General features: G+C 58.6%; 18 protein-coding genes. 7 read left to right on the top strand and 11 right to left on the bottom strand.

What is annotated here, in order from left to right; all coding sequences use genetic code 11:
• Positions 1-27 precede the first annotated feature (27 nt).
• The gene (locus ACIPLA_RS09250; protein WP_192344086.1) at positions 28-819 is read right to left on the bottom strand and encodes a crotonase/enoyl-CoA hydratase family protein; all 792 of its coding nucleotides are present in this window, start codon (positions 817-819) and stop codon (positions 28-30) included.
• A 422-nt stretch (positions 820-1,241) separates the two neighbouring features.
• Between ACIPLA_RS09250 and ACIPLA_RS09255 the strand changes: the two genes are divergently transcribed.
• Positions 1,242-2,915 carry a DEAD/DEAH box helicase gene (locus ACIPLA_RS09255; protein ID WP_007899905.1) on the top strand — a complete coding sequence of 558 codons (1,674 nt, stop codon included), beginning with the start codon at positions 1,242-1,244 and terminating at the stop codon, positions 2,913-2,915.
• Positions 2,916-3,133: 218 nt separating this feature from the next.
• Here ACIPLA_RS09255 and ACIPLA_RS09260 read toward each other — a convergent pair whose 3' ends face one another.
• Positions 3,134-3,901, bottom strand: a complete 768-nt coding sequence (locus ACIPLA_RS09260) for a DODA-type extradiol aromatic ring-opening family dioxygenase (protein WP_401172992.1) — start codon at positions 3,899-3,901, stop codon at positions 3,134-3,136.
• A gap of 103 nt (positions 3,902-4,004) precedes the next feature.
• Here ACIPLA_RS09260 and ACIPLA_RS09265 point away from each other — a divergent pair, with 103 nt between their 5' ends.
• Entirely contained in the window at positions 4,005-4,658 is a 654-nt protein-coding gene (locus tag ACIPLA_RS09265) for a thiopurine S-methyltransferase (protein ID WP_401172993.1), read from the top strand.
• 195 nt (positions 4,659-4,853) lie between these two features.
• On the opposite strand, the gene htpX is transcribed toward ACIPLA_RS09265, so the two are convergent.
• Both htpX and ACIPLA_RS09275 read right to left on the bottom strand, forming a co-directional pair.
• The gene (gene htpX, locus ACIPLA_RS09270) at positions 4,854-5,744 is read right to left on the bottom strand and encodes a protease HtpX (protein WP_218397501.1); all 891 of its coding nucleotides are present in this window, start codon (positions 5,742-5,744) and stop codon (positions 4,854-4,856) included.
• Positions 5,745-6,061: 317 nt separating this feature from the next.
• The gene (locus tag ACIPLA_RS09275; RefSeq protein ID WP_123497595.1) at positions 6,062-7,273 is read right to left on the bottom strand and encodes a pyridoxal phosphate-dependent aminotransferase; all 1,212 of its coding nucleotides are present in this window, start codon (positions 7,271-7,273) and stop codon (positions 6,062-6,064) included.
• 225 nt (positions 7,274-7,498) lie between these two features.
• Between ACIPLA_RS09275 and msrB the strand changes: the two genes are divergently transcribed.
• The 3 genes from msrB to ACIPLA_RS09290 all read left to right on the top strand — a co-directional run bounded on the left by msrB (position 7,499) and on the right by ACIPLA_RS09290 (position 9,025).
• The gene (gene msrB / locus ACIPLA_RS09280; protein ID WP_123723198.1) at positions 7,499-7,894 is read left to right on the top strand and encodes a peptide-methionine (R)-S-oxide reductase MsrB; all 396 of its coding nucleotides are present in this window, start codon (positions 7,499-7,501) and stop codon (positions 7,892-7,894) included.
• 187 nt (positions 7,895-8,081) lie between these two features.
• The gene (locus tag ACIPLA_RS09285; RefSeq protein ID WP_008075665.1) at positions 8,082-8,567 is read left to right on the top strand and encodes a glutathione peroxidase; all 486 of its coding nucleotides are present in this window, start codon (positions 8,082-8,084) and stop codon (positions 8,565-8,567) included.
• Positions 8,564-9,025 (top strand): MarR family winged helix-turn-helix transcriptional regulator, encoded by a 462-nt coding sequence (locus ACIPLA_RS09290; RefSeq protein ID WP_007895038.1) that lies wholly within the window; start codon positions 8,564-8,566, stop codon positions 9,023-9,025. Before ACIPLA_RS09285 ends, ACIPLA_RS09290 begins: the two co-directional genes overlap by 4 nt.
• On the opposite strand, the gene ACIPLA_RS09295 is transcribed toward ACIPLA_RS09290, so the two are convergent.
• Positions 9,009-11,330, bottom strand: coding sequence for a response regulator (locus tag ACIPLA_RS09295; RefSeq protein ID WP_218397497.1), 2,322 nt, complete (start codon positions 11,328-11,330; stop codon positions 9,009-9,011). The two genes, ACIPLA_RS09290 and ACIPLA_RS09295, sit on opposite strands and share 17 nt — an antisense overlap.
• A 154-nt stretch (positions 11,331-11,484) precedes the next feature.
• On the opposite strand from ACIPLA_RS09295, the gene ACIPLA_RS09300 reads away from it, so the two are divergent.
• Together ACIPLA_RS09300 and ACIPLA_RS09305 are read left to right on the top strand one after the other, a co-directional pair.
• The gene (locus tag ACIPLA_RS09300; protein ID WP_192344092.1) at positions 11,485-12,375 is read left to right on the top strand and encodes an ATP-binding protein; all 891 of its coding nucleotides are present in this window, start codon (positions 11,485-11,487) and stop codon (positions 12,373-12,375) included.
• Positions 12,372-12,854 (top strand): GAF domain-containing protein, encoded by a 483-nt coding sequence (locus tag ACIPLA_RS09305; RefSeq protein ID WP_008075659.1) that lies wholly within the window; start codon positions 12,372-12,374, stop codon positions 12,852-12,854. The genes ACIPLA_RS09300 and ACIPLA_RS09305 overlap by 4 nt, the downstream gene beginning before the upstream one ends.
• Here the strand turns inward: ACIPLA_RS09305 and ACIPLA_RS09310 are convergent, their stop codons facing one another.
• The 6 genes from ACIPLA_RS09310 to ACIPLA_RS09335 form a co-directional block, all read right to left on the bottom strand.
• Positions 12,855-15,800 (bottom strand): HD domain-containing phosphohydrolase, encoded by a 2,946-nt coding sequence (locus tag ACIPLA_RS09310; RefSeq protein WP_401172994.1) that lies wholly within the window; start codon positions 15,798-15,800, stop codon positions 12,855-12,857.
• A 49-nt stretch (positions 15,801-15,849) separates the two neighbouring features.
• Positions 15,850-19,494, bottom strand: coding sequence for a transporter substrate-binding domain-containing protein (locus tag ACIPLA_RS09315; RefSeq protein WP_401172995.1), 3,645 nt, complete (start codon positions 19,492-19,494; stop codon positions 15,850-15,852).
• Positions 19,495-19,502: 8 nt separating this feature from the next.
• Positions 19,503-20,129, bottom strand: coding sequence for a response regulator (locus ACIPLA_RS09320; RefSeq protein ID WP_007895044.1), 627 nt, complete (start codon positions 20,127-20,129; stop codon positions 19,503-19,505).
• A 256-nt stretch (positions 20,130-20,385) separates the two neighbouring features.
• The gene (locus ACIPLA_RS09325; protein ID WP_192344095.1) at positions 20,386-20,790 is read right to left on the bottom strand and encodes a response regulator; all 405 of its coding nucleotides are present in this window, start codon (positions 20,788-20,790) and stop codon (positions 20,386-20,388) included.
• A 169-nt stretch (positions 20,791-20,959) separates the two neighbouring features.
• On the bottom strand, positions 20,960-22,291 hold the full coding sequence (locus ACIPLA_RS09330; protein ID WP_218397491.1) for a deoxyguanosinetriphosphate triphosphohydrolase: 1,332 nt from the start codon (positions 22,289-22,291) through the stop codon (positions 20,960-20,962).
• Between the two features lie 67 nt (positions 22,292-22,358).
• Complete coding sequence (locus tag ACIPLA_RS09335; protein ID WP_401172996.1) at positions 22,359-23,522, bottom strand: EAL domain-containing protein; 1,164 nt, start codon at positions 23,520-23,522, stop codon at positions 22,359-22,361.
• Between the last annotated feature and the right edge of the window lie 7 nt (positions 23,523-23,529).

Raw genomic sequence — 23,529 nt, forward strand, 5'->3', positions numbered from 1 at the left:
AAGAGGGCCTCGCAGCCAATACATCCCTCAAACCCCTTTGAAAACCCCCGGCCGCTTCTCGATCATCGACCGCACACCCTCCTTGGCATCCTCGCTGTTCAACAATTTTTTCACCAGCGCCGGCAAGGCCTGAGCTGCCGCCATTTCACCCTCATAGCGTGCCTGCCGGGCCGACATCAACGTCGCCTGAACCCCCAGCGGTGCCTGTCGGGCAATCCGCTCCGCCAATTCAATGGCCCGCGGCAACAAATCCTCGCTGGCCATGACCTCCTGCACCAACCCCAGATGCAAGGCGTCATGGGCGTCGAATTCATCGCCGGTGAGCAGCCAGCGCATGGCATTGCCCCAGCCGGCGACCTGATGCAGGCGCAAGGTCGCGCCGCCAAACGGGAAGATTCCGCGCTGCACTTCCTTCTGGGCAAAACGGGTATTGCTGGCGCACAGGTTGATGTCGGCGGCCAGCATCAGCTCGATGCCAACGGTCAGGCAGTAGCCTTGCGCCGCGACAATCACCGGTTTGCTGACCCGAGGGCCTGCGAGCACGCCCCATGGGTCGCAGCCACCGGGCGGCGCCTGCCAGCCTTCGGCCAGGGCCGCGCCGGCGCTGACCAGATCGAGCCCGGCAGTAAAATGCTCGCCATGGCCGAACACCACCGCCACCCGCGCCTCGCTGTCGGCCTCGAACTCACCATAGGCCAGGCTGAGTTCGTTGAGCAGGTCGAGGTCGAAGGCATTACGTTTGGCCACCCGATCCAGACCGATCATCAGGACATGACCGTGTCGTTCACGGGTTACACGACTGGGACTGGGCTGATTCATGGGGCATTTCCTCGGGTGGGGAAGGGGTGTCAGACCGAAGGGGCTGCGTCGCTAGAGTGAACCGTTTTAGCGCCATCGTCAGCAGGGCCGGGCCTTTGCAAAATAGACCGTCGCACAATTATCCGCAAAGCCCGTGACACAACGGTATGCGCCGGTTTTTTCCGATAAAAAAAGCTCCCTTTTTGGGCGAATTCCGGTATAGTGCGCGCCGGCCTTTAACCGGGCCGCGTTTAGGTAGCGCAATTCCCCGAAGCCAGCTTCGGCTGCACGTCCGCACAGCGGACTCTTCCTTGACGAATCTTTTTCATTCATTCGTTTTCGCAAATCCCCGCCGACAAAGCAGCCAGGGCGACTCTTGAGTCTTACACGGCATGCGCAGCTTTGGAGCATGGGTCTTTGCGGATGCACTTAGAGGCAGACCCATGACCCAGGAAACCGGCGGCTTCGCCGCTTTTAATCTTAATCCGAATATTCTTGCAGCTGTCATTGCGACCGGCTACGAAGAACCTTCGGCTATTCAGCAGCAATCGATCCCGATCATCATGGCCGGTCACGACATGATTGGTCAGGCGCAAACCGGTACGGGTAAAACCGCTGCGTTCGCCCTGCCGATCCTGCATCGCATCGATCCTGCTAAGCGCGAGCCGCAAGCCCTGATCCTGGCGCCAACCCGTGAGTTGGCGCTGCAAGTAGCAACCGCTTTCGAAACCTACGCCAAGCAAATGCCGGGCGTTACCGTTGTGGCCGTTTACGGCGGCGCGCCTATGGGCCCACAACTGAAAGCAATCCGTAATGGCGCACAGATCGTTGTCGCCACGCCGGGCCGTCTGTGCGACCACCTGCGTCGTGACGAAAAAGTTCTGGCTACCGTGAACCACCTGGTTCTCGACGAAGCTGATGAAATGCTCAAACTGGGTTTCATGGACGACCTCGAAGTTATCTTCAAGGCCCTGCCTGCAACCCGTCAGACCGTATTGTTCTCGGCCACCCTGCCGCAGTCGATCCGTGCCATTGCCGAACGCCATCTGCGCGATCCGCAACACGTGAAGATCCAGACCAAGACTCAGACCGTTACCGCGATCGAACAGGCTCACCTGTTGGTTCACGCTGACCAGAAGACCTCGGCTGTATTGAGCCTGCTGGAAGTGGAAGATTTCGACGCCCTGATCATGTTCGTGCGCACCAAGCAAGCGACCCTGGACCTGGCCAGTGCCCTGGAAGCCAAAGGCTACAAAGCCGCTGCGCTGAACGGTGACATTGCTCAGAACCAGCGTGAGCGCGTGATCGAATCCCTCAAGGATGGCCGTCTGGACATCGTTGTGGCGACCGACGTTGCCGCTCGTGGCCTGGACGTTCCGCGCATCACTCACGTGTTCAACGTTGACATGCCGTACGATCCTGAGTCCTACGTTCACCGTATCGGCCGTACCGGCCGTGCCGGTCGCGAAGGTCGTGCACTGCTGCTGGTGACTCCTCGTGAGCGCCGCATGCTGCAAGTGATCGAGCGTGTAACCGGTCAGAAGGTTGCCGAAGTTCGTCTGCCGGACGCCCAGGCGGTTCTCGATGCTCGCATCAAGAAACTGACCAACAGCCTGTCGCCGCTGGTCGCTGATGCCGAATCGACTCACGGTGATCTGCTGGATCGCCTGACCGCCGACATCGGTTGCACCCCGCGTGCACTGGCCGCTGCTCTGCTGCGCAAGGCAACCAACGCTCAGGCGCTGACCCTGGCCGCAATCGAGAAAGAACGTCCACTGGTGCCGAACAACGCACCGCGTGGCGATCGTCCAGAGCGTTCCGGTGATCGTCCGGACCGTGGTGATCGTGAGCGTCGTGCTCCGGTTCCATTGGCTGAAGGTCGTGCTCGTTGCCGTACCGCGCTGGGTGCGCGTGATGGTATCGCTGCCAAGAACCTGCTGGGCGCCATCCTGAATGAAGGCGGTTTGGCGCGTGAAGCCATCGGTCGCATCCAGGTGCGTGACAGCTTCAGCCTCGTCGAGCTGCCGGAAGATGGTCTGGAGAAGCTGCTGACCAAACTGAAGGACACTCGCGTTGCCGGTAAGCAGTTGAAGCTGCGTCGCTATCGCGAAGATTGATCCGCTCTCGAGCTGATTGATCGCACATAAAAAATCCCCGACTGGTTCGGGGATTTTTTTTGCCTGCTGTTTGATGTCTTGCCTGGAGAGCTGTGTCGCCCCCTTCGCGAGCAAGCCCGCTCCCACACTTGATCTTCAGTGAATTCAGAATTTATGTACGTCGCAGATCCAGTGTTGGAGCGGGCTTGCTCGCGAAGGGGGGCGACTCGGTCTACCTGTCAGCCAAAGCGATAAATATCCATGCCCAGAGCTCCCATGGTGAATCCCTGATGGGCAACGCTGAACTCACCCCCAGCCGCACGGGCAAAGTACAGTGGCAGCAGATGCTCGTCACTCGGATGGCTGCGCACAGCATTAGGAGCTTGCTGACGATAGTCGTGCAATGCGGCTTCGTCATTCGCTTCAAGCTTCTCGATCATCCAGTCGCGGAACGCCCTGGCCCAGGGTTCGACGCTTTCCGGGCCTGCGTGCCAGTCCAGTTCGCGCAGGTTGTGGGTGATGCTGCCGGAGCCGATCAACAGCACGCCGTGCTCGCGCAGGCTGGCCAAGGCATGGCCGACGCGAGTTTGCAGGGCGGGGCCGCCACGGGTGGGCAGCGAGACCTGCACCACCGGGATGTCAGCCTGCGGATACATCAACGACAAGGGTACCCAAACGCCATGATCGAACGGTCGCTGGCTGTCGATGCGCGCCGGCAGGCCATCGGCCTTCAGCAGCTCGACCACCTCCGCCGCCAGTTGCGGATTGCCCGGGGCCGGGTATTGCACCTCGAACAAGGCCTGCGGAAAGCCGCCGAAGTCGTGCCAGGTTTCAGGCTGAGGGTTGCCGCTGACCAACAGTTCGCTGCTTTCCCAGTGCGCGGAAACCATCACGATGGCTTTGGGTTTCGGCAATGCAGCGGCCAGACGCGCGAGAGCCGGTCCGCTGGCACCGGGTTCCAGGGCTAGCATCGGGGAGCCATGAGAGATATACAGGCTGGGGAACATGAATGAGCTCCTGAGAGTAAGATGGCACCATCTTCAGTCAGATCATTGATCTAAATCTAATATAAGTTTTAGGGTCTTTTGATCGAATTTTTCGGGGTTAATTATGCAGCCGGAGTTTTGGCACAAACGATGGGCGTCGAATCAGATCGGCTTTCATCTGCCGGAAGTGAATCCACATCTGCAACGGTTTTGGCCAGCGTTGGGCCTGGAAGAGGGCGCTCGTGTTCTAGTGCCGCTGTGTGGGAAAAGTCTGGATCTGTTGTGGCTGGCGCACCAAGGTCATGAGGTCTTGGGGATTGAGCTGTCGGAAAAGGCCGTGGAGGATTTCTTCGCTGAGCATCAATTTGACCCGGACATCAGTGAACAGGGGCCTTTCAAGGTCTACCGTGCCGGTTCAATCGAATTGTGGTGTGGCGATTTCTTTGAGTTGACGGCAGGCGATGTGGCCGACTGCAGCGGGTTGTACGACCGTGCGGCGTTGATTGCCCTACCGTCGGCGATGCGTGAGCAATACGCGGCTCATTTGATTCGCATTCTGCCGAAGGATTCTCTGGGGCTGTTGATTACCCTGGATTACGATCAGGCGCAGATGGACGGGCCGCCGTTTGCGGTGCTGGATGATGAGGTGCAGCGGTTGTTCGGCGATGTGTGGGCGCTGAAGATTCTGGAAGACCAGGACGTCCTGGGTGAGAGCTGGAAGTTTCTTGAGGCCGGTGTCACGCGGCTTGAGGAGCGGGTGTATCGGATTTCCAGCTGATAGATTTGTGTTGTTTGTGTCGGCCCCTTCGCGGGCAAGCCTCGCTCCTACAGGTTTTGTGTTATTCGCCGATTATGTGAACGACACAAGACCTGTAGGAGCGAGGCTTGCCCGCGAAGAGGCCATTGAGAACACCCTATCAAGCAGACAAAAAAAGGCCCGCATCGCTGCGGGCCTTTTCTTTTAGTGCGGAATTTATTGGCCCCGACGACGCAATGCGTCAATTCGCTCTTCCAGAGGCGGGTGGCTCATGAACATACGGGCGAACCCTTGTTTGAGGCCACCATTGATGCCAAAGGCATTCAGCGTGTCCGGCATGTGCACCGGCAGCCCTTGTTCTGCACGCAGACGCTGCAGGGCACCGATCATTGCACTGGTACCCGCCAGGCGTGCACCGGCATCGTCGGCACGGAATTCGCGTTTGCGCGAGAACCACATGACAATGGCGCTGGCCAGGATGCCCAAGACCAGTTCAGCGAAGATGGTCGCTACGTAGTAGGCGATACCTTGGCCTTCTTCGTTCTTGAAGATCACCTTGTCGACAAAGTTACCGATGATCCGGGCGAAGAACATCACGAAGGTGTTCACCACGCCCTGGATCAACGCCAGGGTGACCATGTCGCCATTGGCCACGTGGCCGATTTCGTGGGCCAGAACGGCTTTCACTTCATCCGGCGAGAAACGCTCGAGCAAGCCCTGGCTAACCGCGACCAGTGCATCGTTCTTGTTCCAGCCGGTGGCGAAGGCGTTGGCTTCATAGGCCGGGAAAATCCCGACTTCGGGCATCTTGATCCCGGCTTCGCGGGACAATTGCTCGACAGTTTGCAGCAGCCATTGCTCGTGCCGGGTGCGCGGCTGGCTGATGATCTGGGTGCTGGTGCTCATTTTCGCCATCCACTTGGAGATGAACAGCGAGAACAGGGAACCGGCGAAACCAAAGACCGCACAGAAAATCAGCAGCTGATTGAGGTTGAGATCAACCCCATTGGCCGCCATGAACCCGTTGAAGCCGAAAAGGCTCAGGGTGATGCTGGCAATCAGCACGACCGCCAGGTTAGTGGCCAAAAACAGCAAAATGCGCATCATGGTTGTAGAAATCTCCTCGTGCTAAAGATGTAGCGTACTGCGGGGTATATAAGGTGCTGCACCGGGCTATTCAACCGAGTGACTATTTCAAACTGTGTCCTACAGCAACAGTCTAGCGGCTTGAAGGGTATTTCCGACGTCGGCATGGGAAACGGTTGTCAGCTAATTAGCGTCGCAGGCCCCCGCCGTTGTTAGGCGCGGGCATGAAACGTGTCGTCCGTCAGCGCTTGAAACAACGATACAGGGTAGGGTGCACAGATGTGTTGCTGAATTAATCACCGTGCGACTTTAACCCGCGTCGCACGGTGACAGGCCACTTACTGGCGATAGGATTTGAGGAAGTTACCGATCCGGCCAATCGCCTGATCCAGGTCGTCGAGTCGTGGCAGGGTGACCACACGGAAGTGGTCCGGCCATGGCCAGTTGAAGGCCGTGCCTTGTACCACCAGCAGTTTCTCCGAGAGCAGCAGGTCGAGCACGAATTTCTCGTCGTTGTGGATCGGGCAGACTTTCGGGTCGATCCGCGGGAATGCATACAGCGCGCCCATCGGCTTGACGCAGCTCACGCCCGGAATGTCGTTCAGCAGCTCCCAGGTACGATTGCGCTGTTCCAGCAGACGCCCTTGCGGCAGCACCAAATCGTTGATGCTTTGATAGCCGCCCAGCGCGGTCTGAATGGCGTGCTGGCTCGGCACGTTGGCACATAGGCGCATGTTGGCCAGCATGTCGATGCCTTCGATGTAGCTTTGGGCATGATGTTTCGGGCCGGAAATGACGACCCAGCCGGAGCGGAAACCGGCCACGCGATAGGACTTGGACAGACCATTGAAGGTCAGGCACAGCAGGTCTGGTGCCAGCGAGGCGGTGCAGATGTGTACGGCATCGTCGTACAGGATCTTGTCGTAGATCTCGTCGGAGAACACCACCAGATTGTGCTGACGGGCCAGTTCCAGCATGCCAAGCAGCACTTCCTTCGAGTACACCGCACCGGTCGGGTTATTCGGGTTGATGATCACCAGCGCCTTGGTGTTCGGCGTGATCTTGGCCTTGATGTCGGCCAGGTCCGGCCACCAGTTGGCCTGCTCGTCGCAGAGGTAATGCACCGGGTTGCCGCCCGACAGGCTGACTGCGGCAGTCCACAGTGGATAGTCGGGAGCCGGCACCAGCACTTCGTCGCCGTTGTTGAGCAGGGCCTGCATCGACATCACGATCAGCTCGGAAACGCCGTTGCCCAGGTAGATGTCTTCGATGCCGACGCCTTCCACCTGTTTTTGCTGGTAGTACTGCATCACGGCCTTGCGGGCACTGAACAGGCCCTTGGAGTCGCTGTAGCCCTGGGCGGTCGGTAGGTTGCGAATCACGTCCTGAAGGATTTCATCCGGCGCTTCGAAACCAAAGGGCGCCGGGTTGCCGATGTTCAGCTTGAGGATGCGATGGCCTTCCTCTTCCAGGCGTTTGGCGTGCTTGAGCACTGGGCCGCGAATGTCGTAGCAGACGTTGGCGAGCTTGTTCGATTTGCTGACCTGCATGGCGATGTGTTCCCGAAAATGAACGATCCAGGCGGCGTATGAACGACCGTACTGGGAATCCTGCGTATTCACACAGGCCTGACGCCTTGAGTGGCGGCACTCATAATCCGTTTGAATGCGCGTGGTCTGGCTGCCAGACTGGCGTTTGACGAGGCGCAATCATACGTGCCGCCCGATCCGTGGAAAAGGTACAGATCGGGCTTTTTCAGCTGCTGAGGTGTGATCATGGAAAAGTTGGAAAAAACCCTGGAAGAATGGCGGGCCATGCTCGATCCGGAGCAGTACAACGTTTGCCGCCTCAAGGGCACCGAGCGGCCGTTCTCCGGTAAGTACAACGACAGCAAGGTCGACGGTGTTTACCACTGCATCTGCTGCAATGCGCCGCTGTTCGATTCAAAGACCAAATTCGATTCCGGCTGCGGCTGGCCGAGCTTCTACGCGCCGATCGGCGACAGCGCCATGGTCGAGATCCGTGATGTCAGCCACGGCATGATCCGCACCGAAGTGGTCTGCGCCAAGTGTGATGCGCACCTTGGGCACGTTTTTCCGGACGGTCCGCCACCCACTGGCCTGCGTTATTGCATCAACTCGGTGTGCCTGGACCTCGTTCCCCGCGAGTAAGGCGAGCCCCGTAGGAGCGAAGCTTGCTCGCGAAGGCGTCGGGTCAGTCAACATCAGTGTTGAATGTTAAGACGCCTTCGCGAGCAAGCTTCGCTCCTACAGAGGATCAGCGTCTCACAATTTAAATTGCACACAATTCAATTGCTCGCTATGTTTGGTCTTTGTTCTTCCACTCGGAGTTCGTGCCATGAGCGACAACCTGTTGAGCATCCCTTGCACCACCATCAAGGGCGAGCAAAAGACCCTGGCCGATTTCGCCGGCAAAGCAGTGCTGGTGGTCAACACCGCCAGTAAATGCGGGTTCACCCCGCAATACAAAGGTCTCGAAGAGTTGTGGCAGACCTACAAGGATCAAGGCCTGGTGGTGCTCGGCTTTCCCTGCAATCAGTTCGGCAAGCAAGAGCCGGGCAACGAGGGAGCGATTTCCGAGTTCTGCGAGTTGAACTACGGGGTGAGCTTCCCGCTGTTCAAGAAAATCGAAGTCAATGGTGCCGGCGCCCATCCACTGTTCGTTCAGCTGAAAAAACGCGCACCGGGCGTGCTGGGATCCCAGGGCATCAAGTGGAACTTCACCAAGTTCCTGATCGGCAAGGATGGCAAGTTGGTCAAGCGCTTTGCTCCGGCGACCAAGCCGCAGGACCTGAGCCGCGAGATCGAAGCCCTGCTCAAATGAACACGTTGTCAGTTGATTCGCTGAAGCTCGACAGTCAGCTCTGCTTCAAGCTGTATGCCGCATCGCGGGCGGTGATCCGTGCCTACAAGCCTATGCTCGATCAGTTGGGCCTGACCTACCCGCAATACCTGGCGATGCTGGTGTTGTGGGAATGGCAGGAGACGGCGCCGGAGCAGCCGACGGTCAAGGCCTTGGGTGAGCGCCTGGCGCTGGATTCCGGAACCTTGACGCCGCTGCTCAAGCGCCTTGAGCAACTGCAACTGGTGCAGCGTCAGCGTTCGGCGCGCGATGAGCGTGAGGTGCACTTGAGCCTGTCGCCCGCCGGCAAGGCTTTGCGCGATCAGGTCGGGCCGCTCAAGGCCCGGCTGTTATGCGATAGCGGTGTCGATCTGGATCGCCTGAATGATCTGCGCGATGGCCTCGATCACCTGCTGGGGCAAATCAAAGCGCTGTCGTAGTAGGTATCCACAAGTCGAGCAAAGCAGCCAGTTCTTCCCGGCGGAAAGGTTTGGCCAGGTAGTCACTCATGCCCGCCGCACGGCAGCGTTCGCGCTCTTCGGACATGGCGTTGGCGGTCAGGGCGACGATGGGCAGCTGTGGCCAGCGCCCGCTGCGACGAATCTGCCGACTGGCTTCATAGCCATCCATCACCGGCATGTTGCAGTCCATGAGCACCAGATCGAATTCGCTCTGCTCAAGCTGATCCAGCGCTTCGCCGCCGTGGGCCGCGACGCTCACCTCGCAACCGAGTTTTCCGAGCATGCCTTTGGCCACCAACTGATTGACCGGATTGTCCTCCACCAGCAGGATGCGTCCGCGTCGCAGGGGTGAGATGGCTTCGATCCGCGCCCCGTTGATGGTGGTGAGTTCCGGCTGCAAGATCCGCCGCAATGTCTGGTAAAGCGCATTGCGCGCCAGAGGTCGCGCCTGTTGCTGCAAGGGCGCGAGGGCGTTGACTTGGTCGCTGGGCAGGAAACTGCCGTAGGCGGTCACCAGCAGAATCGGCGCGGTGAAGGTAGGGCGCAGGCCAAACAGGCATTCGGGGCAGTCGGTGATCAGCACATCCGGCTTCAGCCCGATCAACCGGTCATCAATGGAACGCTGCTGATAGTCGAGGCCCCAGCTGGGCAGCAGACTGTGCAGCAGTTCCGCCAGACCGCTGCTGGCGGCGGTGATCGCGACGATGTTGCCCCGCAGTGCGGCCGGGGAAATGGCCCGGGTATGGCAGGGCAGGGGCAGGTCGGCGCAGAACTGGCTGCCGAAGCCCGCTTCCGAGCTGATCGTCAGACGCCCTTGCATGGCTTCGCAGAGGCTATAAGTCAGCGCCAGGCCCAACCCGGTGCCGCCAAATTGCCGGGTAATACCGGCACCGGCCTGGGTGAAGGGCTGGAAGATTTTCACCTGCGCATCCTGGGCGATGCCGATGCCAGTGTCGCAGACTTCGATTCGCACACCGTCTTCGAACGTTGAAAGACGCACATCGACCCGTCCGAAACGGGTGAATTTGAGAGCGTTGGACAACAAGTTGCTGACGATCTGCCGGACCCGGGTCGGATCACCGAGCACCAGAGCGGGAAATTGCGGGTCGATCAGGCATGCCAGCTCGACACTGGGCGCGGCGTTCTGGGACAGCAGGTTGGCGGTGTCTTCGATTAGCGAACCAAGGTCGAACGGAATGTGTTCGAGTTCGAGCTGGCCGGCATCGAACTTCGACAGGTCGAGAATATCGTTGAGCAGTTCCACCAGCACTTTGCCCGAGTCATGGGCGATGGACAGTTGTTGCTGCTGCTCGGCGTTGAGCGGGCCGTCCAGCGAGAGCGCGATCATGCCCAGCAGACCGTTGAGGGGCGTGCGGATTTCATGACTCATGTTGGCCAGGAATACCGAACGCGCTTCGGCCATGTCCAGGGCAGTGCTGCGGGCGACCTCCAGCTCCTCGTTCGATTGGCTGAGGCGGGAATTGATCGCCTTGAGTTCCGCGGTGCGGGCCGAGACGATGTTTTCCAGTTGCGAGAGGTAGTCGGTCAGGCGGTTTTCGGCGTTTCGCCGTTGCTGGATTTCGGTGGCGATGTTTTCAAACTGTTGATTGGCGACCTTGACCAAGACTCCGATTTCATCGTTTTCATGCCCCATCGGACACTCCAGCAACGTCGGTTCCGCGCTGCGCGGATCACGGCCACTGAGTTCGCGGATAACCCGCACCAGCGGTTTGGTCAGCATCACATAAAACAGCGCCAGCAGAATGCCCGTGAGAATCAGGCTGCGCGCGAAGCCATTGAGCAGGGTCACTTCGGCCCGGCGCAGGAAACGACTGCCGAAGGTGTAGGTATCGACTTCCAGTTGCAAGGTCCCGAGGGATTCGTCCGGCAAGTGGTCGAGGTAAAGGCGGTCTGCGAACTGCCGGTTGGCGCCGAACAGGAAGTCGCTGATCATCCGGTCATTGTTTTCCAGGCCCGGACGTTTGACGCTGGCCAGCACGGTATTGTTGTTGTCGGTCAATTGCGCGCCGATGATTGCCGGCGAGCGCAACAGACCCAGGGCCAGTTCCTGAGCAAGTTCGGCATCGATGTTGTAAGCGATGCGAGATGCGGGGTTATGGCTGATTTCCAGCAAGGACAGTATTTCGCGGTTGATGGAGGCGTCTTCGCTGGCATAATCGATGCCTATTTGCAGCAGGCTGAGCAGCGTGCCCAGAATGAAGCCGGCCAGCACCGTAATCCTGGCCTGTTTGTACGACAGCCGGTGGCTGAACTTGATATCCATGGGATGTTGAACCACTTCCGTTTCCCTTCGCTGCTCAAGCATAGTCGATCATCAATGGATACCGATGTTCTCGCAAAACACCCATAGGGGGTGTAGGCGCTGTGTTTCGTCGTTGTACCGCCATCATTACCGTGAACGTGCCCGAGGAGAAGACGTGGATTCCCGATTGAATGCTTTTCTTGAACGCGCCGATGCCGTTCTGGCCCGTATCGAGCCGCTGCTTCCCGCGCCTCGGCAAGCCATCGACTGGGCGCACTGCCTGGCCGCACGCTGGCAGCGCGAGGGGCGCAGCGGTTTTCTGTTGCCGCTGCAAGTCAGCCTGGACACGCGTTTGTCCGACTTGATCGGCGTTGACCGGCAACTGGAGCAACTGGGCCGCAACACCCGCCAGTTCCTCGATGGCATGCCGGCCAACCATGCTTTGCTCTGGGGTTCGCGAGGCACCGGTAAATCGTCGCTGGTGCGTGCCTTGCTGTCGGAACACGCCAAAAGTGGCTTGCGGCTGATCGAGATCGAACGCGATCACCTGGCGGACTTGCCGCGCGTGGTCGAGCAGATCGCCAAGTTGCCTCAGCGCTTTGTGCTGTTTTGCGATGACCTGTCGTTCGATTCGGGCGAGGGCGATTACCGCGTGCTCAAGAGCGTGCTCGATGGTTCTCTCGAACAGGCGCCAGATAACGTTCTGCTGTACGCCACTTCCAACCGTCGCCATCTGGTGCCGGAAAAGGAAAGCGATAACGAGAACTGGAAAAGGGTCGATGGCGAACTCCATCCCAGTGAGGCGGTGGAAGACAAGATCGCGCTGTCGGACCGTTTTGGCCTGTGGCTGTCGTTCTATCCGTTTACTCAGGAGCATTTCCTCAACGTCGTCGAACACTGGATCGGCCAATTGGCCGACAAGGCCGGCCTTGAGTGGCAGCGTGACGAAGAGCTGGACATCCTCGCAGTGCGCTGGGCCACGGGCCGGGGCAATCGCAACGGACGTTGCGCGTATCAATTTGCCCGCTATTGGGTCGGGCTGAAGCTGTTGGAGCACAAGGCATGATCGATTTACAAAAGAGCGGCCAGGGCCTGGAGGGCTACGGCATGCTGTGGGCGCAGCTGGAATCACTGCTGGCAGACGAGCGTGATTTTATCGCCAACGCTGCACAATTTTCGGCGTTTCTGTTCAACCAGCTCGATGACCTGAACTGGGCCGGCTTCTACCTTAATCGCAACGAAGAACTGGTGCTTGGCCCGTTTCAGGGGCAGATCGCCTGTGTACGAATTCCATTCGGTCGTGGTGTGTGCGGCGCGGCAGCGGCCACCTTGCAGACTCAACGGGTCGAAGATGTACATGCGTTCCCCGGGCACATCGCGTGCGACAGTGCCTCGAACAGTGAGCTGGTGGTGCCGTTGGTCAAGGACGGTCGACTGATCGGTGTGCTGGACCTCGACAGCCCGAAACTTGCACGTTTTACTGCTGAAGATCAGGCCGGTATCGAGCAACTGGCAGCGATTTTCCTGCGTCTGACCGACTGCTGATCAGGCCATCAAGCCGGCCTTGATCAGCAGGCTTGACGGGTCGACCGCATCAATCTGTCGTGGGTCGAGAAAACGGTTGGCGTACTGCAAATAGACTTCGTCGTTGATGAACAGCCCGAACAATTCAGCGTCAATGTGGGCGTCACGGCACATGGTGGCCATGATGCCCAGCGCTTCGCTCAAGGACTTGGCTTTCTTGTAGGGGCGGTCGGCGGCGGTCAGCGCTTCGAAGATATCGGCAATCGCCATCATCCTCGCCGGCAAGCTCATGTCTTCGCGCTTCAAGCGTTTGGGATAACCGGTGCCGTCCATTTTTTCGTGGTGGCCGCCGGCGATCTCCGCGATGTTATTGAGGTGGCCGGGGAAGGGCAGGTGACTGAGCATCAGAATCGTCTGCACCATGTGGTGATTGATGATGTAACGCTCCTCGCGGGTCAGGGTGCCTCGGGTGATGCTCAGGTTGTAGAGCTCGCCCCGGTTGTACTTGTAGCGTGGCACGTCAAGCTTGAATCCCCACGGATTGTCGGCCGGAATCAGTTCACTGTCGGCGCGTTCGATCAGGTGTTCGGGTTTATCCGCCAGCAGCGGCTCGCTGACCGGCAGAGTCGGCGGCGGGGTCCGTGCCTGACGACGGTTCTCTTCCCACGAAACCCCCAGTCGATCGTCCAGGGTTCGGGTCCAGGTGCGTTGAGCGATGGTGTTCAGGCGTTGCAGATCGGCCTCGGCCATGGCCTCGCTGCCAAGATTGCAGCGGGCGATGAACGCGAAATCATCATCCAGCGCCGCCAGGTTCGCATGGCGTAATTGCGCCAGAGGCTGCTCGTCACCCCCTAGTGCGATGGCCTGCCAATAGTTGATCCAGGCATCACGCTTGAGCACTTCGAACCGTGTGCGGATTTCGTGGATGCGGTCGTTCAGGGTCTCAAGCTTCGTGGCTTTGTCGACCACGTATTCCGGCGTGGTGATCTTGCCGCAATCATGCAGCCAGGCAGCGATGTGCAAGGCTTCCCACTCATCGTCGGTGGGCCGATAGCTGCTGAAGGCCGGGGCCTGACTGGCTGCGGCCGCCTGCGCCAGCATCAGCGTCAGTGCCGGCACCCGTTGGCAATGACCGCCGGTATAGGGACTCTTGGCATCGATCGCGCCAGCCAGCAGTTGAATAAAAGAGTCCAGCAGCTGTTTCTGTTTGGCTTGCAGGCGCTGACTTTCGATACTCACGGCGGCTGCACCGGAAACCGCCTGGAGAAACGCGATGCGGTCCGGGCGAAGTTTTTCCAGGTCTTCCTGCGTGCCGCTGTCTGCCAGCAGCAGGATCAGCAGGCCGACGGTTTCGTTATGGCGATTGTGCAGCCGGATACCGATCAGATGAACCCTGGGGCACTCCAGTGCGAGCAAAACCTTCTGCAAATCTCCCGCCTCTTCGAACCCCAGGCTGGTGACGACATTGTCGGCGTTCGACAATTTCTGCATCCATTGAGGGCTCTGCGGATCCTGAGGCGTGTGTCCTTGAATGGCGAATGACGGCAACGTCTGTGAGTTGCCATGGATGACCAGCGCATGAGGCTCCACGCGATCGTCATCACTTTCCCGCAGATAGAGCAGACCGGCCTGGGCCTGGCCGATCTTTACGGTTTCAAACAACACCCGTTGCAGCAGCGGGGCAAAACGGGTCTCGGCGCTCAGGCTGTCGGTGATCTGGAAAAAACTCGCCAGGGTGTCTTTCATGCGCGCCATCGACACGCTCAGTTGGTCGACTTCAAGCACCGGCGAGCGACGGGAGGCCGGAAAGTTGAAATCGAAACTGCGAATCGCATCGGCTTCCTGCACCAGGGCGCGCAAGGGTTTGACCAGGATTCTCGAGGTCAGCCAACCCATCGGCAGGCACAACAGCAGCGTCGCCAGGGTAATCAACGCGCCTTGCCAGCGTATGCGGTAGGCATCGACGAGCAATTCGTCCTCCGGCACCAGTAGCGCCAGTTGCAGTCCCTGCGGGCCACCCTCCTGGATGCTGCTGCGCGCCACGATCCATTGACGGCCCGCGGTGTTCAGGCGATTGACCTCGGAGGGGCTGGTGAGCAGAGCCGCGAGCGTGGGGCTCAGATCGGCGGCTTTGATCAGCCGGGCGGTCTGATCGTCGACGATCAGTTTGCTGCTGTCGGGGTAAGCGATGGCATTGCCCTGGGCATCGAACAGCACAATTTCGGTACTGGGGGTCACCACATGTTCGGCCAGGGTCGCGGACAGTTCAGCCAGCGTGAGGTCGGCCCCCATCACTGCATGCTCGCCACTGCGCCGGGCCAGTGTGGTGCCGACGTTGTGGGTGGAGAAAAAAAGGTAGGGCTCGGTGGTGATCTGATCGTGGTTGCCGAGGGCGCTGGAGAACCAGGCGCGGGTACGGGGATCGTAGGTCTCGTCGGGGTTGTCCTGGCGGCTGACAAGGGCCAGGTTCTGATCGAAAAACAATGATTGGGAGCGGATCTGACCGCCGCTTGGGTGCTCGATGCTCCACACCTGATACGCCGCCGTGGCCGGTGCCTTGACTTGTGTTTTCAGGGTGACGGTACGCAGGGGACGAACCATGAAGAAGTCGCCATTGGCGTAGCCCAGGTACAGCGAGGCCAGGTCGGGATTGTCCTTGAGCGATTGGCTGAAGGGCTTGAGCAACGCCAGGCGTTGCTCAAGGTCGGGCGCCTGGGTCGCCGGGTTGTCCGCCAGCAGGTTGAGCAGATGACGAATCGGCTGATAGATGCGATGCAGGCCCAGACGGACATCCTGCTCGATGCGGTTGAAGAGTTTTTCGCTGCTGGAAAGGATGATCCGGGTGGTTTGCTGATAGTTGAAAATACCCAGTACCACCCCGGTCAGTAACAACAGGAAGGTGAACATCACGCTGATATGGATGTGCAGAGGAAACCGGCGTTGATCCGGACGCAGTGGGTTGGGCATTGCAGCTTTCTCCATGATGATTAACACACTGCTCAGCCCCCAAGCATAGTTAATGCTCCTTCATTGTGCTTTTGTCATGGCGTGCCATCTGTTGTTGCAATGATTGCTCCAGTTCGAGCATGGCGCGCTCCATGGCCTTGCTGCAATCGGCCACTTCATCGTGGTGGAACCTGTTATTGCAGGCCTGTTCGAGCGCCTCGCAGCTGTCGATCAGCCGGCAGGCCTGGACGATTCGGGCCGCGCCCTTGATTTTGTGGGCAATGTCGAGGAGTGATTGCCGGTCCTTTGACCCGGATAATGCCAGCAGCGCTCTGCGGTCCAGGCGGGTGCTGTTCAGCAGTTCGGTCAACAATCGCTGGTTCAGCGTCGGGTTGCCACCGGTCAACAGGTGCAGCCCCTCCAGACTGAAGGCCGGTGCGCGGACCGTCGGCGTGATGCCTTCGACCCTCTGGCTCAAGGCCGTCAGGCTGAGGGGTTTGAACAGGCAATCGTCCATCCCGGCCAGTTTGCAGCGTTGTCTTTCCTCCGGCTGTGCGTTGGCGGTGAAACCCAGAACGGTACAGGGGGGGCGTTGCAGGTGCTGTTCATGTTGGCGAATGGCCCTGGCCAGCTCATATCCATTCATGATCGGCATGTTGCAATCGGCAATCACCAGGTCGAATGGCTGACTCTTCCAGGCTTCGAACCCCGCCTTGCCATCCGCTGCGACGTTGAACCGATGCCCCAGAAACTCCAGTTGCTGACACATGAGCAAGCGATTGGCTGGATGATCATCGACCACCAGCACGTTCAAGGGGGTAGTGCTTGGCTGGATTTGCGGCTCGACAGATTCCGGCATCTGTTCCGTCGGTAGGGTGGCCAGGTTCAGCGAAATGCGGACCTGCGTGCCGACGCCCGATTGACTGTTCAATTGCAGGCTGCCGCCCATCATTTCGCACAGATTGCGACTGATCACCAGGCCCAGCCCCGCACCACCTCTGGCTAACTGGCCGGAGTTATCGGCCTGGACGAAAGGCTCGAACAACCGCTGTTGATCCTGCTCGCTGATTCCTGCGCCACTGTCTTCCACCAGTAACTGCAACTGGACCCGGTCGGGCTCGTCGGTCGACTGCAACTCGACGCTGATCCTGACCTGGCCCTGTTGCGTGAACTTGATGGCATTGCTGATCAGATTGGACAGCACCTGCTTGAAGCGCATCGGGTCCAACACGACATCGGTGGTCGGTTTGGCAGGGCTGAACTCCAGTTGCAGTCCGAGATTTTTCTGCCGGGCCAGTCCATCGAAAATCCGCACCACCGAGGCTACGGTTTCAGCCAGATTGACGCGCTCCGGGCTCAGGTTCAGACGCCCGGATTCGATGCGCGCAATATCAAGAATGTCCCCGATCAGTTCCAGCAGGTCTTTCGCCGAGTGGTACGCGACGTCGATGGCTGGCCGATCCGGATGACTGTGATCGATACGTTTGAGCGTCAGTTCGAGCATGCCGATGATCGCATTCATGGGCGTGCGGATCTCATGGCTCATGGTCGCCAGAAAGGTGCTTTTGGCTCGGTTGGCAGCATCGGCTTGTTCCTTCGCGGCCCGTAGTTCATCGACCAGTTGCCGGCGTTCGCTGATGTCGATCCAGCCGCCAATGACGCCCTGCACGTCACCGCTGGAGTCGCGATAGGGAAGAATCCAGTGATAGATCGTCAGCTTGCGGTCTTCGATGTGCAACGGACGGTCGAGAATCAGCGGCGTTCCCTCGGCCATGACGCGCTGGTAGTCCGCCTGATATTCCCGTGCTTCGAAGAGGTTGCCGAGGGTGCCTTGTACGACGCCTTTACCGATGATGTCTTCGCGTTTCGCGCAGAAGGTTTCCAGATAACTGTCGTTGCAGCTTTGCAGCAATCCCTGGCGATCACGCACGTAAATGGGATGAGGCGTGCCATTGACCAGCGATCGCATGAATTCCAGTTGATCGTTCAATGCGCGCTCGGCCGCCTGCCGCTGTTTGATCTGGCGCCTCATATAGGCGTTCCAGGCAACGGATATCAGCAGCAACACGCCGGCGCCTGTAACGATCTGATAGAACACGCGATGATAGTTGCGCCAGGTGCTTTGCGAGGCTGCTGAATAGCCGCGCCAGCGGCTGTTGATGATGCCCAGCTCTTCGGGGGCGATGCTCAGCAGTGCCTTGTCGAGGATGGCATTCAGTTCCTTGGCGTCGCGCCCGGTCGCCAGGGAAAACGCTGCCTGTCGGGTACCGATGGTGGTGCTGATCTGAAGTGTCTGTTCAAAGATCCGCGATGAAATGAAGTAGTTGGCGATCACCAGTGAGTTCACCGCACCTTCTGCCTGGCCCTCGGCGAGCAACTCAACGGCACTGAACGTGTCCGGGGTTTCAACCAGGTTGATCCGCGGAAACTCGCTGCGCAGGTAATCCACCAGTGGGTTGCCTTGGGCGATGGCCAGGCGTTTATCCTGCAATTGCGTGAGGTTTGTCGGGCTGTCGGCCGCTTTGCGCGTCAGCAGCACAAAGGAGTTTTCCAGATAGGGACGGCTGAAGCTCAACGTCGTTTCACGTTGAACGCTGGGGAGCAGGGCAGCGATCAGGTCGGCCTGATGGTTAGCGATCTGCTCGATCATCTCGTCATCGCTTCGGCTGCGCTGGATGTCGAAACGCAAACCGGTGCGCAATCTGATCAGCTCGAGCAGATCAGCCGTGACGCCCCGAAAGTTGCCGTCGCTGTCGAAAAACGTCAGTGGCGCAAACGCTTCATTGACCACGACGCGCACGACTGGATGTTGTGCCAGCCAGCGCTCTTCACTGTGGCTGAGTTGCAGCTTGTGATCGGTGAGAAGAATGTCGCTGCCGGCACTCCAGCGTTTTGCGATGTTTTCTCGCTCGCTGGTGGGGATGGCCTTGAGGACTGCGTTGATGATCGCGAGCAGATCCGGATTGTCCTTCTGCACGGCAAAGCTGAAACCATGGGCTTCGTGTTTACCGAAGTTGGCCATGCGGATGTTGTTCAAATACCCCTTGTTGATCATGTAGTGGGTTGAAATGGTGTCGCCGAGAAAAACGTCGGCCTGGTCGAAGGCAACCGCATTGATTGCATTCTGGTAGGACGGGTAAGAGGTGATGATTGCCTTCGGATACAGCGCCCTGACTTCGTCCAGAGGCAGATAGTGATACACCATGCTGAGCCGCATGCCGGCAAGTCCATCGGTCAGCGATCTGGTTTCTCCTTCTCGTGTCACCAGTACCGGTTGATCCACCGCATAAGGCGTGGACAGGGCAATGTCGGCATTGTCGGCCTCGAACCCATTGGCGGTGCCAAGCATGTCTACCTGGCCTTTTTCCAGCGCCTCGATAGCGGCCCCTCGGGAGGCGAAGCGCTGAACCTTGACCGGCAACCCTATGGCCTGGCCGAGGATGCCTGCGTAATCGGCGGTGAAACCTTCATAGTCGTGGCCGCTGAGGGTCAGGTCGAAAGGAGGATAATCCGGGGCCGATGTACCCAGGATCAATTCACGTTTGTCTTTGACCCATTGTCGTTGTGAGGTATCCAGTTGGACTTCCATGTGCCCGGCCGTTGAACGACTGAGCAGGGTGTAGTGTTCGCTGGCTGTCTGAGCCGCGAGTACTGAAGTGCTCAGGCATAAACCCGCGGCCATGAGTATCAGACAATCCTTGAAACGGCTGGGCATCCTGTTTCTCACACTAACGCGTTACGTTTTGCCATATCGATGAGTTCAACCAGGGATTTGGCCTTGAGTTTCTGCATCAGTCGTTTTTTATAAGTGCTGACCGTCTTGTTGCTGAGAAACATGCCTTTGGCAATTTCTTTGTTTGTACGACCCTGGGCGAAAAGTTGTAATACCATCAGTTCTCGATCATTGACGGATTTGAACAATTCCAGGTCGGCCCAGCGCGCGTCGTCACGACGAACAGGGTTCAACGCTTGACTGGGGAAGTAGTTGTAACCAGATAAAACTGCTTTGATCGCACTCATCAGTTCACTGAGGTCTTCCTGTTTGCATACATAGCCCGATGCACCGGACTGCATGCAGCGAATACCGAAAAGTGTCGGACACTGTGCAGTTAATACCAGTGTTTTTAAGGGTGTGCTCATGGCGTTGAAACGGGAAAGAACTTCCAGCCCATCCAGTTTGGGAATGCTGATATCGAGGATGATCAGGTCAGGCATGCATTCGCGAACCATCTGCATAGCATCGACCCCATTGTCAGTTTCGCCGACGACTTTGTAACCTTCATGTTCCAGCAACATTCGAACCGCAAGGCGGATGACAGGGTGATCGTCGACAATAAAAACGGAGTTCATAATCAAATCCCATACGTGCACAAATAATGCGCGCACCTTAGCTCAGATAGTTGTGGGGCCGCATGAACTGAGGGAGCTACAGCGGCAATATAGGAAAAGTCCTACAACTGAAGAAGAATGGGACTACGTATCAACTAGGTTTTGCATGAGGAAAGGCAAAAGTCTGGTAGGACTAGTCAAACGATGGAAGGCATTGAGTTAGAGGTCTGAATCTATACGCTGGTCATTGTTTTAGTGTGTTTGGGTTTTCGTGTTTTTATATGGAGGCCAAGGTCAATAAGTTTCTGAAGTCTGATTGTTTCAATGGTTTGATCAAGTAACCGAGCAAGGGCAATCCATGTTCGTAGGCCATGACTTTAAGTTTGTCCAGTTCGACGGATGTCAGACTGCTCAGAAGTATTGCCTGCCTGATCATCCCCCGGTGACTGGCGTATTCGATCAAATCAAGGCCTGCAAGGTCGGGCAGGCATTGGTCGCAAAGAAGAATGTCGAACGGTTGCGCAGCCTTGAGCATTTGTTGCAAGGCGCCTCTGGCACTGTCAGTGGCGGTCAGTTGGGTGAAGCCAAAACTCTCGAGCAGGTACTGAGTCGCCCGTAGCTGAAAGGGATGATCTTCCACCAGCAAGATGCGCCAATCATGTTTGAACACAGGAGTTTTCATGAGTCATCTGTCGAGCAAAGGGAGTGCGATTATTTCGCGAGATGGCCGAACAATCGATCAGTCCGCTCCGCACAAGGTGTAGGGCGATTCTGTCGGCGTTGAAATACAGATGAATGTCGAGAATTCGATCAGCCGCTCAGAGCTCTCTGACAGGCTGATCGATACGTTTTTATCGGTGGCTTGAACGACCGGTCATTTCCAGCGCCATTTCTCCGGCATAGCTGTCGGTCATGCCGGCGATGAAATCAATCATGCGCAAGAAGGAGGTGTGTAAAGGGCCGTGAGGGTCGGGTGCATTGTTGCCCAACAGGTCGAGTATGCGGCGGTGCTTGAAGGATGGCGTACGGCCGTTGTGTTGCTCCAGTGCCGCGCCGCAAAAGGCGTTGAGCAGGATTTCCAGGGTGGTGTAGGCGCCTATTTCGTGGAGTGTCTTGCGCTTGTCCTGGAAGATTTTTTTGCGCGCCATGTCCTTGGCATTCAAGACGCAACGTTTGGCGGGACCATGCATGTGTTCCACCAGGTCGCCAGCCAGCGTGCCGGCCAGCAGCGCATCCTGTTGCTCGACGAACGCTCGGGCTGCTGCGTTGGTCAGGTGTTCGATGGCTTTGCCCCGCAGGATCGCCAGTTTGCGCCGACGCGAATCTTGCGGGCCGAGCTGGCGATAGGTTTCCGGGAGATCGTCACCCACCAGGTCCAGCAGCAGGGACTCGACTTCGGTGTACTCCAACAGGTCCATCTCCAGGCCATCTTCCAGATCGATCAGCGCGTAGCAGATGTCGTCGGCGGCCTCCATCAGGTACACCAGTGGATGGCGCGCCCAGCGTTGTTCGTCCAGTTGGGGCAGACCGAGCTTGTGAGCGATCTGTTCCAGCAGTGGCAGTTCGCTCTGATAACAGCCGAACTTGTGCTTCTTGTAGCCCAGTGAGTCGGCGTGCCGGGCAGTCCACGGGTATTTGAGGTAGGTGCCCAGCGTGGCGTAGGTCAGCCGGGTCCCCCCTTCGAACTGGTGGTATTCAAGCTGGGTAAGTACCCGGAAACCTTGGGCATTGCCTTCGAAATTGAGGAAGTCGTTGCGTTCGGCTTCGCTCATCGCATCCAGCCAGCCACGGCCGGCGGCCTGCTGGAACCAGTGGCGGATCGCGTCTTCACCGGAATGACCGAAGGGCGGATTACCGATGTCATGGGCCAGGCAAGCCGATTGCACCACCATGCCCAGATCGCTCGGTTCGCACCAGTCGGGCAGGGCGCTACGGATGGTTTCACCGACACGCATACCCAGCGAACGGCCGACGCAGCTGACCTCCAGCGAGTGGGTCAGGCGTGTGTGGATGTGATCGTTGCTGGAGACCGGATGGACCTGGGTCTTGCGCCCGAGACGGCGAAACGCGCCCGAGAAAATGATGCGGTCGTGGTCTTTATGGAAAGGGCTGCGGCCGAGTTCTTCCGGGCTGTGCACAGGCTTTCCGAGGCGTTCGCGGGTGAGCAGGGTTTGCCAATCCAAGGCTGGTTTCTCCGTCAGGTGACTGATCCCCTAGCTTCCCGGTTCGCGCCGGTCCCTGCAAGGAGAACTAGAGCCCCGCGGCATCGATATCGATGAGCAGCAGTCGCTCGCCGTTATCGAAGAATTGCCCGGCGGTGAGGCAGTATTGATTGCTGGTGGCATCGCGGTAAGTGTTGGAAAGCGTCAGCCGGCGCTCATCCCAACCCTCGGCCAGCAAGTGATAAAAGTAGGGGCGCCATGACCAGTTATGGCCCAGGTAGCGGTTATCGGCTTCCCAGCTGTTGTTGCGCCATTCCAGATTGGGGGTCAGCTGCGTGCCGTGGCGGTCGCATTGATAAAAACGCAATAACCAGGGAAACGCTTCCAGTTGCGGCAAGGTGCTGAGGGGCGCGCTGGCTTGAGCCCAGGCTTGCAGGATGGTCATCAGTTCGCTGAGTTGCTGGCGCATGATCATCAGGCGAGCGCGCTCAGCCAGTTTTTGCTGAACATAGCGCTGACGCAGTTGCGCGAAGCGCTCGACAAAGGCATCTGTGGCGAAGAAATCAGCTTGCGCACGGGCGAAGAGAAAGCCCTGTACGTAGCGAGAACCACACTCCAGGGCAAAATTCAGTTGAGCTTCGGTTTCCACGCCCTCAGCGATAATCCAGCAACCGGTTTTCTCCGCCATTTGCGCCAGTGCCTTCACCACCTCGCTGCTGGGGCCTCCCAATGCGGCGGCCTGGAACAATCGCATGTCGAGCTTGAGAATGTCCGGTTGCAGGGCCAGCACGCGATCGAGCTGAGAGTAACCGGCACCGAAATCATCAATGGCGATCCGCGCCCCGGCTTGTCGGTAACGGGCCACGACTTCGGCAAGACGCTGGCTGTCGCCGCCCAGTTCGGTGATCTCAAAGACGATTCGTTGCGCGTCGACGCCATGCCTGCTCAGCTGCTTGAGGCTTGGCAGTGCCTGGTCCCGGTGCAAGCGACTGATCCAGCGGGGCGATATGTTGAGGCTGAGAAACCAGTCCGGGGGCGCTTCATGCAGACGGCTCAGCGCATCATCGCGAATCTGGCGATCAAGACGACGCAGGGCGATGGCGGGGGTTCGCGGGTCGGCGAACAGCGGTCCTACCGAGGACAGTTGACCGTCGGCCTGACGCAGTCGACCCAGCGCCTCGACGCCAGCGATGCGGCCCGTGGCGGTATCGATGAACGGCTGAAAGCAGGCGAGCGGTTGCCCGTCGATCACGAGGCCT

Origin of the sequence: Pseudomonas sp. NPDC086112 (genome assembly GCF_044746425.1) — a bacterium.
In the GTDB taxonomy this organism is placed as follows: domain Bacteria; phylum Pseudomonadota; class Gammaproteobacteria; order Pseudomonadales; family Pseudomonadaceae; genus Aquipseudomonas.

Coding starts and splice junctions, on each gene's coding strand:
- ACIPLA_RS09250 (WP_192344086.1), bottom strand. CDS start 819: ATGAATCAGCCCAGTCCCAGTCGTGTAACCCGTGAACGACACGGTCAT.
- ACIPLA_RS09255 (WP_007899905.1), top strand. CDS start 1,242: ATGACCCAGGAAACCGGCGGCTTCGCCGCTTTTAATCTTAATCCGAAT.
- ACIPLA_RS09260 (WP_401172992.1), bottom strand. CDS start 3,901: ATGTTCCCCAGCCTGTATATCTCTCATGGCTCCCCGATGCTAGCCCTG.
- ACIPLA_RS09265 (WP_401172993.1), top strand. CDS start 4,005: ATGCAGCCGGAGTTTTGGCACAAACGATGGGCGTCGAATCAGATCGGC.
- htpX (WP_218397501.1), bottom strand. CDS start 5,744: ATGATGCGCATTTTGCTGTTTTTGGCCACTAACCTGGCGGTCGTGCTG.
- ACIPLA_RS09275 (WP_123497595.1), bottom strand. CDS start 7,273: ATGCAGGTCAGCAAATCGAACAAGCTCGCCAACGTCTGCTACGACATT.
- msrB (WP_123723198.1), top strand. CDS start 7,499: ATGGAAAAGTTGGAAAAAACCCTGGAAGAATGGCGGGCCATGCTCGAT.
- ACIPLA_RS09285 (WP_008075665.1), top strand. CDS start 8,082: ATGAGCGACAACCTGTTGAGCATCCCTTGCACCACCATCAAGGGCGAG.
- ACIPLA_RS09290 (WP_007895038.1), top strand. CDS start 8,564: ATGAACACGTTGTCAGTTGATTCGCTGAAGCTCGACAGTCAGCTCTGC.
- ACIPLA_RS09295 (WP_218397497.1), bottom strand. CDS start 11,330: ATGGATATCAAGTTCAGCCACCGGCTGTCGTACAAACAGGCCAGGATT.
- ACIPLA_RS09305 (WP_008075659.1), top strand. CDS start 12,372: ATGATCGATTTACAAAAGAGCGGCCAGGGCCTGGAGGGCTACGGCATG.
- ACIPLA_RS09310 (WP_401172994.1), bottom strand. CDS start 15,800: ATGCCCAACCCACTGCGTCCGGATCAACGCCGGTTTCCTCTGCACATC.
- ACIPLA_RS09315 (WP_401172995.1), bottom strand. CDS start 19,494: ATGCCCAGCCGTTTCAAGGATTGTCTGATACTCATGGCCGCGGGTTTA.
- ACIPLA_RS09320 (WP_007895044.1), bottom strand. CDS start 20,129: ATGAACTCCGTTTTTATTGTCGACGATCACCCTGTCATCCGCCTTGCG.
- ACIPLA_RS09325 (WP_192344095.1), bottom strand. CDS start 20,790: ATGAAAACTCCTGTGTTCAAACATGATTGGCGCATCTTGCTGGTGGAA.